The sequence below is a fragment of the Cloacibacillus sp. genome (assembly GCF_020860125.1).
GTDB lineage: Bacteria > Synergistota > Synergistia > Synergistales > Synergistaceae > Cloacibacillus.
This window is the reverse complement of sequence record NZ_JAJBUX010000040.1, coordinates 37,931-55,628: the sequence shown is the minus strand read 5'-3', so window position 1 is coordinate 55,628 and position 17,698 is coordinate 37,931. Positions and strand designations below refer to the sequence as shown.

At 57.9% G+C, this 17,698-nt stretch carries 14 protein-coding genes; 13 read left to right on the top strand and 1 reads right to left on the bottom strand.

The genetic code is table 11. The features are described from left to right. Nucleotides 1–51: 51 nt before the first annotated feature. From ygeW to LIO98_RS05285, 3 genes are all read left to right on the top strand, one after another. Nucleotides 52–1,245, top strand: coding sequence for a knotted carbamoyltransferase YgeW (gene ygeW / locus LIO98_RS05295; protein WP_291953837.1), 1,194 nt, complete (start codon nucleotides 52–54; stop codon nucleotides 1,243–1,245). A 366-nt stretch (nucleotides 1,246–1,611) separates the two neighbouring features. After that, nucleotides 1,612–3,006, top strand: a complete 1,395-nt coding sequence (locus tag LIO98_RS05290; RefSeq protein ID WP_291953835.1) for a TIGR00366 family protein — start codon at nucleotides 1,612–1,614, stop codon at nucleotides 3,004–3,006. Further along, a complete protein-coding gene (locus tag LIO98_RS05285) occupies nucleotides 3,006–4,223 on the top strand; it encodes a M20 family metallopeptidase (RefSeq protein ID WP_291953833.1) in 1,218 nt (405 codons plus the stop codon). Before LIO98_RS05290 ends, LIO98_RS05285 begins: the two co-directional genes overlap by 1 nt. 33 nt (nucleotides 4,224–4,256) lie before the next feature. Here the strand turns inward: LIO98_RS05285 and LIO98_RS05280 are convergent, their stop codons facing one another. Next, on the bottom strand, nucleotides 4,257–7,259 hold the full coding sequence (locus tag LIO98_RS05280) for an AAA family ATPase (RefSeq protein ID WP_291953831.1): 3,003 nt from the start codon (nucleotides 7,257–7,259) through the stop codon (nucleotides 4,257–4,259). 238 nt (nucleotides 7,260–7,497) lie between these two features. On the opposite strand from LIO98_RS05280, the gene LIO98_RS05275 reads away from it, so the two are divergent. The 10 genes from LIO98_RS05275 to LIO98_RS05230 all read left to right on the top strand — a co-directional run bounded on the left by LIO98_RS05275 (nucleotide 7,498) and on the right by LIO98_RS05230 (nucleotide 17,654). Continuing rightward, complete coding sequence (locus tag LIO98_RS05275) at nucleotides 7,498–9,516, top strand: urocanate hydratase (RefSeq protein ID WP_291953829.1); 2,019 nt, start codon at nucleotides 7,498–7,500, stop codon at nucleotides 9,514–9,516. Between the two features lie 129 nt (nucleotides 9,517–9,645). After that, entirely contained in the window at nucleotides 9,646–10,323 is a 678-nt protein-coding gene (locus LIO98_RS05270; RefSeq protein WP_291953827.1) for a class I SAM-dependent methyltransferase, read from the top strand. Between the two features lie 36 nt (nucleotides 10,324–10,359). Then, on the top strand, nucleotides 10,360–10,653 hold the full coding sequence (locus LIO98_RS05265) for a YciI family protein (RefSeq protein ID WP_291953825.1): 294 nt from the start codon (nucleotides 10,360–10,362) through the stop codon (nucleotides 10,651–10,653). Between the two features lie 34 nt (nucleotides 10,654–10,687). Next, nucleotides 10,688–11,491, top strand: a complete 804-nt coding sequence (locus LIO98_RS05260) for a gluconate 5-dehydrogenase (RefSeq protein WP_291953823.1) — start codon at nucleotides 10,688–10,690, stop codon at nucleotides 11,489–11,491. A gap of 171 nt (nucleotides 11,492–11,662) precedes the next feature. Then, on the top strand, nucleotides 11,663–12,532 hold the full coding sequence (locus LIO98_RS05255; RefSeq protein WP_363303991.1) for a branched-chain amino acid ABC transporter permease: 870 nt from the start codon (nucleotides 11,663–11,665) through the stop codon (nucleotides 12,530–12,532). Nucleotides 12,533–12,542: 10 nt separating this feature from the next. Then, the gene (locus LIO98_RS05250) at nucleotides 12,543–13,445 is read left to right on the top strand and encodes a branched-chain amino acid ABC transporter permease (RefSeq protein ID WP_291953820.1); all 903 of its coding nucleotides are present in this window, start codon (nucleotides 12,543–12,545) and stop codon (nucleotides 13,443–13,445) included. After that, nucleotides 13,438–14,214, top strand: a complete 777-nt coding sequence (locus LIO98_RS05245; RefSeq protein ID WP_291953818.1) for an ABC transporter ATP-binding protein — start codon at nucleotides 13,438–13,440, stop codon at nucleotides 14,212–14,214. The genes LIO98_RS05250 and LIO98_RS05245 overlap by 8 nt, the downstream gene beginning before the upstream one ends. Next, complete coding sequence (locus LIO98_RS05240; protein WP_291953816.1) at nucleotides 14,195–14,899, top strand: ABC transporter ATP-binding protein; 705 nt, start codon at nucleotides 14,195–14,197, stop codon at nucleotides 14,897–14,899. Before LIO98_RS05245 ends, LIO98_RS05240 begins: the two co-directional genes overlap by 20 nt. Before the next feature lie 22 nt (nucleotides 14,900–14,921). Further along, a complete protein-coding gene (locus LIO98_RS05235; RefSeq protein ID WP_291953814.1) occupies nucleotides 14,922–16,079 on the top strand; it encodes an ABC transporter substrate-binding protein in 1,158 nt (385 codons plus the stop codon). A gap of 342 nt (nucleotides 16,080–16,421) precedes the next feature. Beyond that, entirely contained in the window at nucleotides 16,422–17,654 is a 1,233-nt protein-coding gene (locus tag LIO98_RS05230) for an MFS transporter (RefSeq protein WP_291953813.1), read from the top strand. Nucleotides 17,655–17,698 lie beyond the last annotated feature (44 nt).

The following is a 17,698-nucleotide window of genomic DNA, read 5'->3' as shown; positions in this document are numbered from 1 at the left end:
TTAGGTACGAACACGAATTTTATGTCTATATAAAATTAGGAGGATAATAAAATGTCACTTATGGAAAAATACATCGGCGCACTGAACAATCTGAATTTTGGCGATATGTACAATAACGACTTCTTCCTCACCTGGGAAAAGACGCGCGACGAACTCGACGCGGTCTTCACGGTGGCCGACGCGCTGCGCACGCTCCGCGAGAATAACGTCTCGTCACGCATATTCGACAGCGGCCTCGCTATTTCGCTCTTCCGCGACAACTCGACGCGCACCCGTTTCTCCTTCGCCTCGGCCTCCAACCTCCTCGGTCTCAAGGTGCAGGATCTCGACGAAGGAAAATCACAGGTGGTGCACGGTGAGATGGTCCGCGAAACGGCGAACATGATCTCCTTCATGGCCGACGTCATCGGCATCCGCGACGATATGTACATCGACAAGGGCAACGCCTACATGCACCAGATCGTCAACGCCGTCAAAGAGGGCTTCGAGGACGGTATCCTTGAACAGCGCCCGACGCTCGTCAACCTGCAGTGCGACATCGACCATCCGACACAGACGATGGCCGACACGCTCCACGTCATCCACGAAATGGGCGGCGTAGAGAACCTTAAGGGCAAGAAGGTCGCGATGACCTGGGCCTATTCGCCGTCATACGGCAAGCCGCTCTCAGTGCCCCAGGGAGTCATCGGCCTGATGACGCGCTTCGGCATGGAGGTTGTTCTCGCCCATCCCGAGGGATACGAAGTGATGGAGGATGTCGAAGAGGTGGCGAAGAAAAACGCCGCGGCCTCCGGCGGTTCGTTCCGCAAGACCAACAACATGGCCGAGGCCTTTGAAGGCGCGGACATCGTCTATCCCAAGAGCTGGGCGCCCTTCAAGGCGATGGAGAAGCGCACCAACCTCTACGGAGCGGGGGATTTCGACGGCATCAAGACTCTCGAAAAAGAGCTCCTCACGCAGAACGCGAACCATAAGGACTGGGAATGCACCGAAGAGATGATGAAGAAGACCAGGAACGGCAAGGCGCTCTACCTCCACTGCCTGCCCGCCGACATCACCGGCGTAAGCTGCAAAGAGGGCGAAGTGGCAGGCTCGGTATTTGACCGTTACCGCGTGCCGCTCTATAAAGAGGCCAGCTTCAAACCCTACATCATCGCCGCGATGATCTTCCTCAGCAAGATGAAAGATCCGCAGGCCGCGCTCGCCGCTCTCGAAGCAGGCAGACGCGCCCGCCTTATGAAATAAAAAACAGATCCTTCCTCAAGAGGCAGGCGGTCTCCGCGAAATGCGGGGCCGCCTGCCTCTTTTGTTTCGCCTTAAGTCAAAAACGGCGAAAAACATACTATATTTTATAAAACAATTATCCATTTACCCTACAAAATCCTTAATTATTAGAAGATATAATCTTTGAAAATTCCAAAAACTCCTGTATAGTTAAAACACAACGTTACAAAAAGGAGGAATATATAATGAGAGATATCGGCCTCCGGCCGCTGTTGCTGCTGTGCTCACTGAAAAGCGAGAGGTTTGCGGAAAAGTGTTTTGACGCGGCGCGCTGCGCCGTACAGGGACCTTTCGCCCTCTGATATGGAAGAGAGGAAGATGCAAAATATGGAAAACGCCCGTAAACCATTCAAACTGCCTCACGTCTATATCATCTTTATCATCATCATGCTCATCGTCGTACTGCTCTCGTGGATCGTCCCCAGCGGTGAGTTCGGCCGCGTGCAGGACCCAGTGACAAAGCAGATGATCGTTGATCCCTCGGATTTCCACTACATTGAAAAGAGCGGCCATATCACGCCGCTGGCCTTTTTCCAATCCATCCACGACGGCATCGTCCAGTCGGGAGACATCGTCATCTCGCTGCTGCTGATCGCGGGCGTGATCGCGCTGATCGAGAGTACCGGGACGATCGCGGCGGGCATCCATAAGATACTGGAGATCTCCGCCGGTAAAGAGCTCGCGGTGATCGTCGTGCTGATGACGATCTTCACCGTGATGGGAGCCATCGGCTTCGGCGAGGGCGGCATGCCCTTCTTTCCGCTCGCTATCTCGGTGGTGATGGCCCTCGGCTACGACCGCATGGCGGGCGCGGCCACGGCGATTCTCGGCATGTGCGTCGGTTTTTCCTCCGGCCTGATAAATCTCTTCACGACCGGCATCACGCAGATAATCGTCGGTCTGCCCCTCTTCTCCGGCATCGAATTTCGTCTCTGCGCGCTGGCCGTCTTTTACCTCATTACCCTCGCCTATCTCCTCCACTACTGCCATGAGATAAGGAAAGATCCAGCGAAGAGCGTCCTCAAAGATGAATATATGACACAGGACTGCAAGGCGGCGGCCGGCGAGCATGTCCAGCTCGGCGCCCGCCACAGGCTCGCGCTGCTGGGACTCTTCCTTCTCTTCGTCTTCCAGGGGCTCGGCGCGCTCAAGTGGGGCTGGCATCTGCCGCAGATAGCGGCGATATACCTGATGTACGCGGCGCTGCTGATAATCATTTTCCGTATCTCCCCAAGCGGGGCGATGGGAGAGATCATCTTCGGCGTGCAGAGAATGCTGCCCGCGGCGCTGGCGATCGGCCTCGCGCGGGCGGTGATGATCCTCATGAACCAGGCAAAGATCATCGACACGGTGGTCAACGCCGCCGGTTCCTCTCTCGCGGGCAAAAGCCCCGTGACGACACTGCTTCTGATATACTTCGCGGTGACGGGATTTAACTTTTTCATCGTCTCGGGAAGCGGCAAGGCGGTGATGATGATGCCGATCCTCAGCCCGCTGGGTAAGCTGCTCGGCATCAACCAGCAGGTGATGGTGCTCTCCTTCCAGTACGGCGACGGCTTCACGAATTACCTTTGGCCCTGCGGCGCGCTCGTCGCGCTCTCCGTCTGCGGCATCGAATACGCCGACTGGCTCCGCTTTTCCTGGAAGATATTCGCCGCGCTCATAACGGCAGGATTCGTTTTAATACTCACCGCAAACTATATAGGATTGGGGCCATTTTAATGAAAAATATAATCGAACGCGCGCATGAGATCGAAGAGGTTATCGCCGCCGACAGGCGGGCGATACACAAAGAGCCGGAGATCGGCTTCTATCTGCCAAAGACGGCGGCCTATATCAAAAGGCGTCTTGACGAAATGGGCGTCGAATACCGAGACTGCGGCGTTCTCGACCACGAGACTAGGGAAAACTTCGCCGCGGCTGGATTCGGCGGCATCGACGGCTGCACCGGGGTGACGGCGACGATCGGCAACGGCGCCCCCTGCATCCTGCTGAGGGCGGACATGGACGCCCTGCCAATGGAGGAAAAGAGCGGCCTGGATTTCGCCTCCGTCAACGGCTTAGCCCACACCTGCGGCCACGACTCGCACAGCGCAATGCTGCTCGGCGCGGCGCGGATATTGAAGGAGAACGAAGCCTCGCTCAAAGGGACGGTCAAGCTGATGTTCCAGCCCGGCGAGGAGTTCGGCTGCGGCTCGCGGCTGATGATAAACGACGGCCTGCTGGAGGGACCCAACCCCGACGCCGCGCTCGCGCTGCATGTGATGTCCGACGCGGAGGCGGGCACCGTCGGCTATGTAAAGGGCGCCGCCTCGTCCTCCTACGACACCTTTATCGTGAAGATCAGGGGACAGGGAGGTCACAGCTCCGCGCCGCACCTGACGGTAGACCCCGTGATGATCGCGAACCAGCTCTATACGGCGCTGAATCTTCTTCCCGGACGCGAGACAGACCCGCGCGAGACCGTCGCGCTGACCATCGGCAGACTGGCGGGCGGAAGCGCGGCGAATATCATTCCCGACGGCGCGGAGATGCAGATCGGCGTGCGCACCTTCAATATGGAGATACGCGACCATCTGGCCAAGCGCATTCCCGAGATGATAGAACACATCGTCAAGGCCTGGCGGGGAGATTACGAAATGAATATCTTCTATTGTCCGCTGACTTATAACTCACCGGAGCTGTGCGGCGAACTGCTGCCCTTTATAAACGAGGCCGCGGGCGCTGAAAACGTCCGCGAGGAGAGCAAACCGATGGCCGGCACCGAGGATTTCGGCTATATCTCGCAGCGTATACCTTCGATGTTCCTCTGGCTCGGCGCGGGTAAGAGGAGCGCGGCGCCGCTGCACAATCCAACGATGATTCTGGACGAGTCCGTTTTCTGGAAGGGCAGCGCCATCCTCGCCAACTGCGCCGCCGAGTGGCTCGCGAAGAGGTAGTTTAGTCCCGCTAAACGGGTGGTACCCCCATCCCTAAAGCCCGAACTCTTTTCTGATACGCTCCGCGCGGAACTCCGCGCCAAAGCCGCCGTAGAGTTTGACTGCCGCGCGGGCGTAGTCTTCCCACGGCCGGTCAAGGCAGCCGTTCACCGCGGCGGATGACAACGCCGCGAGCCTGCCTACCCAGCCCTTTGCCATATACTGCGCGGCGCACCAGCTCTTTTTGCCGATCGCGGAGAGAAAATCGGCCTTTTTCAGAGAGGCCGCCGCCTCGTCAAAATCTCCTCGCCGCGCGTCGCAGATCGCTTTGAGGCTGTAGAGAAGCGAGCTGCAGTGGCCGCCCCGCGAGCTCTCAAAGAGGGAGACGCCGTCGTCTATATGGCGGGCGGCGAGCTGCCAGTCGCCAAGGTCAATGGCCGTATCCGCCGCGTGGGCGCAGAAATGGCTGCGGCCCCAGAAGAGCTTCGCCCCGCGGCAGCGTTCGATACAGTATTCAAACTGCGCCATCGCGTAGGCGCTCTCCCCGCGCCACTGGCGCATCTCGCCGATATAGCAGTGAGGCGCGAGCAGGCTCAGAGTGTAAAACTTTCCGGTAAGCTCCAACCCCTCGAATACCGCTATGGATTCGCGGAATATCTCCTCCGCCCTCTCGTAGTTCCCATCGATAAGGCTGGCCATGCCGATCAGCCGCAGGGCGAGGCCGACATGGTTCTCCTTTTGCAGCCGCCGCGCAAGGGCAAGTATCCTCTCTCCCGTTTCCGAGAGCTCCCTGCTCCTGTCGGTCTGCAGATAGTGGTGCGCGATATCTTCCAGGCAGTGCATGGCGATCTCGTCAAAGCCGTCCGCGCCGGCGATCTCCAGCGCGGAGTCCGTCAGGCGCCGCCCCTGTTCGTATTCGCCCCAGTTGATCTTATAGCCGCCGTACATTTCGAGATAGGAGGCCTCCAGGCGGCGCAGCTCCGATTCATCCGATATCTCCTCCACGCCGCAACTCTGCAGTATCTCGCCTATGCGGCGGAACTTCGCCTCCGTCTCCTCCCTGTCGCTGAAGGGAAGCGAACATTTGAGCAGGACGGCGTCCCGTATCATCGGAAAGAGAATATGATTAAGATTTATATGAAAGCTCATCTCCTGCAAATGCTGCTCGAGCACCGCCTTCTTTTCACCGGCCATGCTGTGGTGGTGGCACAGCATCACGGAGAGCGCCGGGCTCCATATATGCGGCGAATAGTGGCGCTTCAGGATACCGGCGATACGTCGGTGCAGCTGCTTTCTCTTAAAACCGGGAATGGCATTGTAGACGCACTCGCGCACGTTGACATGGAGAAAGTCAACGCCGTAGTCGTCGTTCTCCTTCACCTCGCAGATCAAGCCGCGGCGCAGCAGCTCCTCCGCCGCGGAGCTTATCTGCTCCATCTCCGCCTCAAGAAGCATGGCGATATCCTCTATCGCGGCGGGAGCGCCGAAGACCGAGAGCGCCGAAAGCATTTCGCGCTGGAGCGGCTCGAGTTCGTCCATCCGGCTCATGATCAGCCCGCGCAGGCCGTCGCGGCACTCGGCGCCGCTGTTGTCGCGCAGCATCCGCACCATTTCCGCGAGGAGCAGCGGCATCCCCTCGCTCTCGCGCATGAAGTAATCCGCGCCTCTGGTATTTACAACTTCCTCGGAGAGGAAGGTTCGGCAGAAGCGCAGCACCTCATCGCCGTTGAACGGCTGCAGGCGCATATGCAGAAAATCCCCCACGGGAACCGACTTAATGTTATAGATCATCTTGATCATCCGTTCGGAGCTCTCGGGACGGCTCGTCATAAAGACCGCCGCCGGTACGCGGAGCTCCGGGAGAAATACGCGCAGCAGGCTGAGCGACTGCTCGTCAAACCAGTGCATATCCTCAAAGATAAAGAAGAGCGGCTTTCCCCTGTAAAGACGCGCCGCGAGACCGGCAAGCACCTTTCCCACCGCGAAGACGTCCCACTCCTGAATGAGCGGCGTGCCGCGGCTCTCTTCGTCGGAGATGCCGTAAAAGTGGCGCGATAGAAGGGACAAGGCGGCCGTCTCGACCGTCAGGTTTTCCTCCCGCAGGCGTTCGACGAGGCGCACGGCGATGTTGTTCCACGAGGAATAGGGGAATTTCTCGCCGACGGACATCGGGCAGGCTGTAAAGAGCTCGCCCCTCTCCCCGGCAAGAAGCTCCGTGACGTAATTGACGAGCGCGGTCTTCCCCACTCCCGCCTCGCCGTGGATGAAAAAGAGCGTCGTACGCCCTCCCGCGGCGCTGAGAAGGTCGATTATCTTCCGTACCTCTCTCTCACGACAGCAGAAATACTGCCCGCCGCGTCCATCTGCGCGCGGCGTCTCCTCGGCAAGCTCCCGCGCCAAACGCCGCAGCCGCGGCCCAGGTTTCACGCCCAGCTCACCGTCCAATCTCTCGCAGAAGGCCCTGCAGAGGGAGAGGGCCTTGACCGCCGCTCCCCGCCTTATATAGAGCTCCATCATTCCGGCCATGCTCTCCTCGTCGTAGGGGTCAAGACGGAGCAGCGCCGAAAGGAGCTCCATACGGCTATCCTCCGTCTCTTCGCCCTCAAGAGAGGACAATCTTTTCCGCAGAAGGAGAACGGACTCGTCGCGTATCCTCCGGCGCGCGCCGTCAAGCCAGTCGCTGAAATCAGGCGAATCAACCGATTCAAAGCCGCAGAGAGGCTCCTCAAAGAGCGCGGGCGGTATCGCGGCGGCGGCGCTTGAGATATCCAGCTCCTCCAGATCGGTGACGAAGTCCGTCAGGCTGAGATAGCCGCGCTCGGATACAAAGCTATGAGGCAGAGCCTTCCGCAGCAGATAGAGGGCGTTGCGCAGACTCCCCGAGGCCTGCCGCTCGTCGCGGTCTCCCCAGAAGAGGCACTTCACTCGCTCTTTGGGACATCGCCCCTCAAGGGCCAGATAGAAGAGAATGGCCTCCGCCTTTTTAAAGGGCATGGCCATCCGTCCGCCATCCTGTTCTATATAGGCCTCGCCGAGAAGATGCAGCTTTAAACTCAACCGTTCCTTCCTCCGTCCTAAATTAGCTTATGCTTAAATTTTTATTTTCCGCCGTCAAATGAATATAAAAATTTTGTCAAAAACGCCGAAAACCCGTTTCGCGTAAAAAATAAAGGGATAAAATCCACCCCTTTATTTTACACAAATTTTATACGCGGGGGCTAGATTATAAACAACAAAAAATAAAACAAAAATCTTCCGCGCATCCGCCGCGGAGGAATAACAGGAGGAGACAGAGATGATGGACAACAGATCGCTCGAAAACGCAATGAAGGTCAGGCTGGAATTTCCCAACGGACTGCCGACCAAAAAGGAGTTTGACCCGCAGTACCGCCGCGCGCCGAACCGCGTCTACACGCTGAACGAAAAAGAGACGGTGCTTGCGCTGAAAAACGCCCTGTGCTATATCCCCGAAGAGTATCACGCGGAGATCGCCCCCGAATTTCTCGAGGAGTTGCGCACGCGCGGACGTATCTACGGCTACCGTTTCCGTCCGGAGGGAAAGCTCTGCGGCAAACCCATCGGCGAATACAAGAGCGGCTGCATCGAGGGCAAGGCCTTTCAGGTGATGATCGACAACAACCTCGACTTCGACGTCGCCCTCTATCCCTACGAGCTTGTCACCTACGGCGAGACCGGGCAGGTCTGCCAGAACTGGATGCAGTATCTTCTGATAAAGAAGTACCTTGAGATCCTGACGCCGGACCAGACCCTCGTCCTTGAGTCGGGACACCCGCTCGGCCTCTTTAAATCCTCCCCCACCGCGCCGCGCGTGATGCTCACCAACGGCCTGATGGTCGGCATCTTCGACAACCAGGAGGAGTGGCACCGCGCGATGCAGCTCGGCGTCTCCAACTACGGGCAGATGACCGCGGGCGGCTGGATGTACATCGGGCCGCAGGGCATCGTCCACGGCACCTATAACACCATCCTCAACGCGGGACGCATCAAGTTCGGCGAGGGCGGCGACGGCCTGAAGGGACGTCTCTACGTCACCTCGGGGCTCGGCGGCATGAGCGGCGCGCAGCCGAAGGCGGCGGACATTGCCGGCTGTGTCTCGATCACCGCCGAGGTGGACTGGTCGCGGATAGAGACGCGCCACGAACAGGGCTGGGTGAGAAAGATCGCCAAAACCCCGGAAGAGGCCTTCAAAATGGCTAAAGATGAGATGGACAGCGGCGAGGTCGATTCGATCGCCTTCCACGGCAATATCGTCGATCTCCTCCAGTACGCCGTCGACCACGATATCACCATCGACCTGCTCTCGGACCAGACCAGCTGCCACGCCGCCTATGACGGCGGATACTGCCCCTGCGGCGTAACCTTTGAAGAGCATACCAGGCTGCTGAAAGAGGAGCCGGAAAAATACAGAGGGCTCGTCGACAGCTCGCTCCGCAAACATTTTGAGCTGATAAAGATCCTCGTCGACCGCGGCAGCTATTTCTTCGACTACGGCAACTCCTTCCTGCGCGCCATCTACGACGCGGGAGTTACGGAGGTGGCGAAGAACGGCAAGGACACGCACGACGGCTTCATCTTCCCGAGCTACGTCGAAGACATCATGGGACCGCTCCTCTTCGACTACGGCTACGGCCCATTCCGCTGGTGCTGTCTCTCGAGAGATCCGCAGGATCTGCACAAGACCGACATGGCGGCGATGGACTGCATCGATCCCGACAGGCGTTTCCAGGACCGCGACAACTGGACCTGGATACGCGACGCGGAGAAAAACAAACTCGTCGTCGGCACCCAGTGCCGCATCCTCTATCAGGACGCCGAAGGGCGCATCCGTATCGCCCTTAAATTCAACGAGATGGTGAGAAACGGCGAGATCGGCCCCGTAATGCTCGGACGCGACCACCACGACGTATCGGGCACCGACTCCCCCTACCGGGAGACGGCGAACATCAAAGACGGCAGCAACATTATGGCCGACATGGCGACGCTCTGCTACGCCGGCAACGCCGCGCGCGGCATGAGCCTCGTCGCGCTCCACAACGGCGGCGGAGTGGGAATAGGAAGGGCGATCAACGGCGGCTTCGGCCTCGTGCTCGACGGCTCCTACCGTGTCGACGAAACGATAAAGAGCGCGATGAACTGGGACGTGATGAGCGGCGTCGCCAGACGCGCCTGGGCGAGGAACGACGGCGCGCTTGAGGTCTCGGCCTCCTTCAACGGCAGCCGCACGGGACAGCATATCACTCTGCCCTATCTCGCGGACGAAGCGTTTCTTACGGAGCTTGTGACAAAACACTGAGATACATCGGCGGGGGCCGGGCTCACATAGCGGAGCCCAGCCCCTCCTTATATCGCGCCCGTTACGGCGAAGCCGCGGCGGACAGCCGTAGACGATGAGAAAATAGCTTTTGAGAGGTGATGTGACAGCGTGGCGAATAGAAATTATTACGCGGAAAACCTGCATTCGGAGCGGCTGCGTCAGGTATACGAGACGGAGCTGCCGCGGGTCGCCGAATATCTGGAAAGAGAGATAGGCTTCGTGCACAACCGTCTGAAAAAGAGTGACTGCGTCCTTGAAATCGCCGCCGGATATGGCCGGATCATGAGGGAGATCGCGCCCGGCGTCAAAAGCGTGACCGGCATCGATATTTCGGAGAAAAACGTCGCCTACGGAAAAAACTATCTCAAAGATGTAAAGAACGCCGAACTTCTGGTTATGGACGCGCACCGCCTTGATATGCCGGAGCGTTTCGACGCCATATTATGTCTGCAGAACGGGCTGTCCTCCGTAAAGGCCGACGACCCGGAGGCTTTCGTCATAAAGACGCTGAAATCCCTGAAAAATGGCGGAACCGCCCTTTTCAGCACCTACCATCCAAAATTCTGGGAAGGCAGGCTGGCGTGGTTCAGGGAGCAGGCCGCCAAGGGTCTGCTCGGCGAACTGGATATGGAAAAGACGAAAGAGGGCGTCATCGTCTGCAAAGACGGCTTCCGCGCGACGACCCACCGGCGCGAAAGACTTGAAATGATCGGACGCGCGGCGGGATACGAGTGGCAAATATTTGAGGTGGACGATTCGAGTCTGTTTCTGGCGATCAAAAAATAATATCCAAGTGATACATCGTGAAGGAGGGTATTCGCCATGTTCATGGTCATCACAAAATATGTCAAAGATATCGAAGAGGTAGACCGCTGGCTGCCGGCGCACTCCGCCTTTCTCGACAGGTATTACGCGCATAAGAAGATCATCTTCTCCGGACGCCGGAATCCGCGCACCGGCGGCGCGATACTTTTCAGCGTAGATGAGAGAGCCGAGCTGGATGCCATACTCGCGGAGGACCCCTTCAGAACAAACGGCGTAACGGAATGCGAGGTCTGCGAGATCATCCCAACAAAATACGACGAGGCTTTCGCCATATTCGCCGAGAGGCCATGAGACAGTAACTTTTCCTTTAAAGGAGGCGCGAAAGATGAACGGCGGAAAGCTATTCTCACTTGAGGGCAAAAACGCCTTTGTCACGGGCGGAGCGCGCGGCCTCGGCTTCGCGATGGCCTGCGGGCTCGCCGAGGCGGGCGCGGCGGTATTTTTTAACGCGAGGAGCGAAAAGTCCATCGCCGAAGGCCTGGCGGCCTACCGGCGCAGGGGCGTCGAGGCTCGGGGATATCCGTGCGACGTCACCGATGAAGAGGCTGTCGCGGCGCTTTTTTCCAATCTTTGCGGCGAATACGGCGCGATAGATATTCTTGTCAATAACGCCGGAATAATCAACCGCACGCCGATGACGGAGATGAGCGCGGAAGAGTTCCGTAGGGTAGTCGATACGGACCTCACAGGCCCCTTTATCGCCGCAAAGTCCATTGTCCCGCTAATGATCAAAAGGGGCGGCGGAAAGATAATCAATGTCTGCGGCATCATGAGCGAAGTCGGCAGGGAGACCGCGGCGGCGTACGCCTCCGCGAAGGGCGGCCTGAAGATGCTCACAAAAAATATCGCCGCGGAATATGGCGGCTGCAACATCCAGTGCAACGGCATCGGTCCCGGCTACATGGCGACCGCGCTGAACGAGTCGCTGCGAGAAAAGATGCCGGACGGTACGATAAATCCCTTCGACCGTTTCATCCGCGCCCAGACCCCCGCGGGACGCTGGGGCGACGCGGCGGAAGATTTGGTCGGACCGGTCGTCTTTCTGGCCTCCAAAGCCTCGGATTTTGTAAACGGTCAAATATTGTATGTGGACGGCGGCTTTCTGTCATACCTAGGGCGAAGCTGCTGATAGACTGCCGGCAAAAGGCGTACGGCGTCAATCGGATATATTTCGGAAATTTTAGAATCGTTATTATATATTTTATAAAATTAAGTTAATTAGACCTTTTATCAGTTGACATTTATAAATACGAGGCTTAAAATATGTACATCACCTAATTCTCCTTATTGAGGGGATGTTTTGTATATAGAATTGTTTATCGAACAGTTTCTGAACGGTTTGGGAGCCGGTGCCATGTATGCTCTCATAACGCTTGGCCTCGCTCTCATCTACGGGGTCATGAAGATTCTCCACGTCGCGCACGCCTCCGTCTACACCGCCGGAGCCTACATGGGGCTCTATATCTTCCTGTCGACGGGCAGCGTGCTGATCGCGGTGATTGTGAGCATGGCTTTTTGCTCGCTCCTCGGAGTGCTCATAGAGCGTTACATCTATTATCCACTGCTGAAATACCCGCCATATGTGCCGCTGATAAGCAGCATCGCGCTGCTCATCGCGATCGAGGAGTTCTGCCGCCTCGTCGCGGGGCCCGAGGTACGCACCTTTCCCGCCGCGCTGCCCTTCCCCTCCGCGGTGATTTTCGGCGTGACCATCTCTTCCACGCTCATGGCCGTCTACTGTCTGACGGTGATAATCCTCATCGCGTTATGGCTGCTGATGACGAAGACCGAGCTCGGACTTGCCATGAGGGCGGTCGCGCAGGATATGGAGACGGCGGCCTCGCTCGGCGTCAACACCCAGCGCACGGTGGCGCTGACCTTCGTTATCGGCTCGGCGATCGCGGCGATCGCCGGTATCCTGATGGGCATCTATTACAATCAGGTCTATCCGATGATGGGCGAGGTCCCCGCCTACAAGACGCTGGCGCTGATCGTCGTGGGAGGCATGGGCTCGGTTCCCGGAGCGGTGCTCGCCTCGCTGCTGCTCGGTCTTGGCGAGACCTTCCTCATCGGCTACGCGAATATTCCTCTGCCGCGCGACGCGCTGGCATTCATCGCAATGATAATCATCCTCATGTGGAAACCCACCGGGCTCCTCGGAAAACGGTAGGTGCGGCATCATGGACAGCTATGTACTGAACGTGGCGACACAGATAATAATACAGGCGATCGCGGCCTACGGCCTTAACGTCATCGTCGGCAACGCCGGTCAGATATCTCTCGGCCACGCCGCCTTCGTCGGCATCGGAGCCTATTCCGCGGCGATGCTGACCACCGCCGCCGGGCTCACCTTCTGGCAGTCGCTGCCGATATCGGTGATCATCGTCGCGGCCGTCGGCCTGCTCTGCGGCCTGCCAAGCCTGCGCGTCAGAGAGGACTTCCTCGCCATCACAACGATCGGCATCAACTTCATCGTGGTGGCGATATTCCAGTACACCCCCGCGCTGGGCGGCGCTCTTGGCATCGGCGGCATTCCCCGCGCAAGGTTCTTCGGCACCGTGCTCAAAGCTCCGGGATATTTCGCGCTCTGCCTCGCCTTCCTTGTGCTGACGATGGCCGTCTGCCGGTTCTTCACCTGTTCGTGGAGCGGGCTCTCCTGTTTCGCGGTGCGCGAGGAGGAGACGGCAGCCTCCAGCATGGGAGTCTCTCCCGTATGCGCCAAGCTGACGGCCTTCGTCCTCGGCACGGCGCTCGCGGGGCTCTCCGGCGTGCTCTACGCGCACTATATGCGCTTCATCAGCGCGGACTCCTTCACCTTCCCATTTTCCGTAACGCTGCTTTCGATCGTCGTCGCCGGCGGCCTCGGCACCTTCTGGGGACCGTTGGTGGGAGCCGTCATTTTGGGAATCCTGCCGGAGGTCTTCAGACCCCTCGTCAACTACAGGATGTTCCTCTACGCCATGTTGCTCCTGTTGATGATACGCTTCATGCCGGGCGGCATCCTCGGCGGTTCTACGATGATGTCCCTGAAAAATCTGACGGCCGGCAGGAAAGGCCCGAAGGGGGGCGCCAAGGTTGAGTGAGGTCATTCTTGAGGTCAAAAATCTGTCGATAAATTTCGGCGGCCTTAAAGCGGTCGATAATGTGAGCTTTGAAATAAAACGCGGTGAGATACTAGGGCTTTTAGGACCCAACGGAGCCGGAAAAACGACCTGCTTCAATATGATATCCGGGGTCTATAAACCGACGGGCGGCGAGATACTCCTGAACGGCATGAAGACAAACGGATTTCCGCCGTACCGGATGGCGATGCTCGGCGTCGGACGGACCTTCCAGGTGGTAAAGCCCTTCAGCGGGCTCTCCGTCCTGGACAATGTGATTGTCGCTCTGGGAATGATGAAATACGGCAGCTTCCGCCTCTCGTGGAGATTCTGGAACACCGTGGAGAGCCGCCTGCGGGCGATGGAGGTATTACGGAGGGTCGGACTGGCGGACAAGGCTGAGCTCAAGGCCGCGCTGCTGCCCCTCGGCAACCTGCGCAAACTGGAGATCGCCAGAGCCCTCGCCCTTGAACCGAAGCTGCTGCTTCTTGACGAATGCTTCTCCGGCCTGCGCTACGAGGAGATAAAGGCCACGGAGGAGCTGATATTGAGAATCCGCGAAGACGGCGTCTCGGTACTGTTCATCGAGCACAACATGCGCGTGGCGATGGGCCTCTCCGACCGGATAGTGGTGCTCGACCACGGGCGCAAACTTGCGGAGGGACTGCCTGCCGAGATAAGCGCCGACCCGGCCGTTATCGAGGCATATCTTGGAAAGGGGGACTGCGCCGATGCTGCTGAGCGTCAGTGACCTGCGCGTCGCCTACGGCGATATTGAGGCGGTACACGGAATAAGTTTCGAGGTCGCGCAGGGCGAGCTTGTTTCGATAATCGGCGCGAACGGCGCCGGCAAAACGACGACGCTGCGCGCGCTGATGGGGCTCCAGCCGCTGCGTTCCGGCAAAATAATCTTTGAGGGCCGGGACATCACCAATCTGCCTGCGCACAAAAGATCGGCGCTCGGGATAAAGATCGTCCCCGAAAGGGCGCGCTGTTTCCCGCAGCTCTCCGTCTACGAAAACCTCAAGATGGGCGTCTACGGCATGCAGTCAAAGCTCACGGGAAAACTTGCGATGATCTACGAACTGTTTCCCATACTAAAGGAACGGGGCACGCAGCTCGCGAACACCCTTTCGGGCGGCGAGCAGCAGCAGCTTGCGATCGCCCGCGCCCTCGTATCCGACCCAAAGCTGCTATTTGTGGACGAGGTCTCCATGGGGCTGATGCCCAAGCTGACGGAGCAGGTATTCGAGGTACTGCGCTCGCTGAAGAAAGACCAAAATATAACGATACTGCTCGTGGAACAAAACGCCCTCGCCTCCCTGCGCATCTCCGGCAGGGGATATGTGCTGGAGACGGGACAGATAAACATATCGGGTTCAAGCGCCGAACTCCTCGCCGACAGGCGGGTGAGAGAGGCGTATCTAGGCGCATAAAAAAACAGGAGGTAGTGGTATCATGAAAAAAAGTTTCAGCATTTTAATTGCGGCGCTCGCTCTCGCACTCGTCGTCTTTACCGGCGGCGCGATGGCGGCGGATACGATCAAGGTCGGCATGCTCGCCCCTCTCACCGGCTTCGCCGCGGCTGACGGATTCAGCGTCTACGAGTCCGTGAAAATCGCCGTTGACAAAGTAAACAAAGAGGGCGGGCTGCTCGGCAAAAAGGTCGAACTTGTCTGCTACGACGACGCGGCCGACCCGAAACAGTCCGTGCCGCTGGCGAACAAGCTCATCGGTCAGGACGGCGTCGTCGCCTTTGTCGCGGGCTCGTACAGTCTTCCGACAAGAGCGGTCTCCACGATATTCAACGACGAAGAGATTCCGCTCGTCTCGGCCTATGCCCTGCACCCCGATATCACAAAGGGCGACTACACCTTCCGTAACGGATTCCTCGGCACGGTAGAGGGCAAAGGTGCGGCGTACACGGCGGTCAAACTCCTTAAGGCGAAAAAAATCGCCCTCATCGTCAGCGACAACGACTTCGGCACGACCCTCGCCCAAGGCTTCGACGAATATCTCGCAAAGCACCCGGAGGCAAAGATAGTGTCACAGCAGAAGTATCCGATGAGCGAGAAGGATTTCAAGCCTTATCTTTCCAAGATGAAGGCGGCCAATCCCGACGTAGTATTCTTCAGCGGCTACTACTTCCAGGTGGGACCGGCAATGAAACAGGCGCAGGAGATGGGCATTAAAGTGCAGTTCATCGGAGAAGAGGGCGCCGACTCCCCGAAGACCACGGAGATAGCGGGCAAGGCCGCCGAGGGGCTCATCATCGTGACCAACCTCAACCGCGACGACAAACGCAAAGAGGTGCAGGAGTTCCTCGCCACGTACCGCAAGCTCCATAAGATAGAACCCGACATGGTTGGAGCCTCGGCATATGACGCCTTTATGCTGCTCGCGAACGCCATCAAGCAGGCCAAGACGACCGACGGTCCCGCGGTAGCTAAAGCCCTCGCGGCGACGAAAAACTACGACGGCCTCACCGGACTGATCAGCGGCTTCACACCCGAGGGCGAAGTCGTCAAGCCGGTACAGATACAGATAGTTAAGGACGGAAAGTTCCACTACTACGGAGTGGTAACCGATAAGGATATCGTAACGCCCAGCAAGTAGAAAAAGCCGTAAAGAAACTGCCCTTCTGATAGCTGCTGATCACTTTGGCAGCAGGCAAAACCAGGGTGGCCATTCACAGAATGAAAAGCAAAACGGAGATATCATCTAAACGGTGATATCTCCGTTCATTTTTTGAGAGAAAAACCTGGCTTAGTATATAATGGCTGCAATGTACTCTTCGGTGGCGAAGCTCAATATCACCGGCTGCGACCGCCAAAGATGAGAGAGAGCGAAACCGGGCCTGTGCCGTAAAGGCCGCCGCATAACAGAAAACGCGGAGCGTTTTACGGTCAGACAACCGGCCAGTTTCCAGATGCGGATAGATTGTGAGGTGCAAACGGGATGGCCTTAAACAATAATGAGATAACGGCGGACGACGGCAGATGGAAAAAGGAGATATTCCTCTTTCTTATCAGCCAGAACCTATCTATGTTCGGCTCCTCCGTGGTCGGCTTCAGCATCATCTGGTATATAACGCTCAAAACCTCCTCCGGCAGCTGGATAACGATATCGACGATCGCGGCGCTGACACCGCAGATATTTATCTCACTATGGGCAGGCGTTGTCGCCGACAGATACAGCCGAAAGATGATCATCATGCTTTCAGACGGATTCACAGCGCTCGCGACCCTCGCGGCCTTCGCCGCCTTTCACGCTGGTTTCGAAAGCCTGACGCTGCTTATCGCGGTCTCGTTTCTCCGCTCTATCGGCGGCGGCTTTCAGTCGCCCGCGGTCAACGCCCTCTACCCGCAAATAGTCCCGGCGGACCAGCTGGTGAGAATAAACGGCATCAACCAGACGCTGAACAACATCCTGCTGCTTATCTCCCCCGCCGCCGGAGGCTTCATTCTCGGTACGATGGGAATAAAATGGACCTTCCTCATAGACGTGAGCACCGCCCTCCTGGCTATCATCATTATGGCTGCGATCAGGGTAAAAGCGCGGCAGCGGAAAACAGCTTCTAATGAAAGCATCATCGCCGAACTGAAAAGCGGCGTCCGCTACATGCTGGACAACCCGCTTTTGAAGACGATCACGATCTGCTATGCAGTCAGCTTCATACTCATCACCCCCGCTGCCTTCCTCTCGCCGCTTATGGTGGCGAGGAACTTTGGCGGCGAGGTCTGGCGGCTCACCGCCAATGAAATGTTCTGGACCGCCGGTTCTCTGCTCGGCGGCGCCTATATCGCCTGGAGGGGCGATTTCCACGACAAGGTGACGGTGATCGCCGTTTCGCTCGCGGGCTTTGGCATAATTTTCACATTTATGGGGCTCACAAAAATATTCTGGGTATTCCTGGCTCTGGACTGCGTCGCGGGGATATTCCTCCCCTTTATGATCACGGCACAGACGGTGCTGATACAGACAAACACCGACGAGAGCTACATGGGGCGCGTCTTTTCCCTCCTGCAGTTCGTATCTCAGGGCGTCATGCCGCTGGCCATCCTCTGTTTCGGACCGCTAGGCGATCTGGTGGACATCCGGTATATCATCATCGTCTGCGGCCTGTTGGAGGCGCTGTGGGGAATCTGGTTCAAGCGGGCCGCCGGACGGGCCCAAAAGCTCGCCGCTTAAAGAAGCCAATATACAAAAGGGCCGCAGCGGATGACTGAATATCC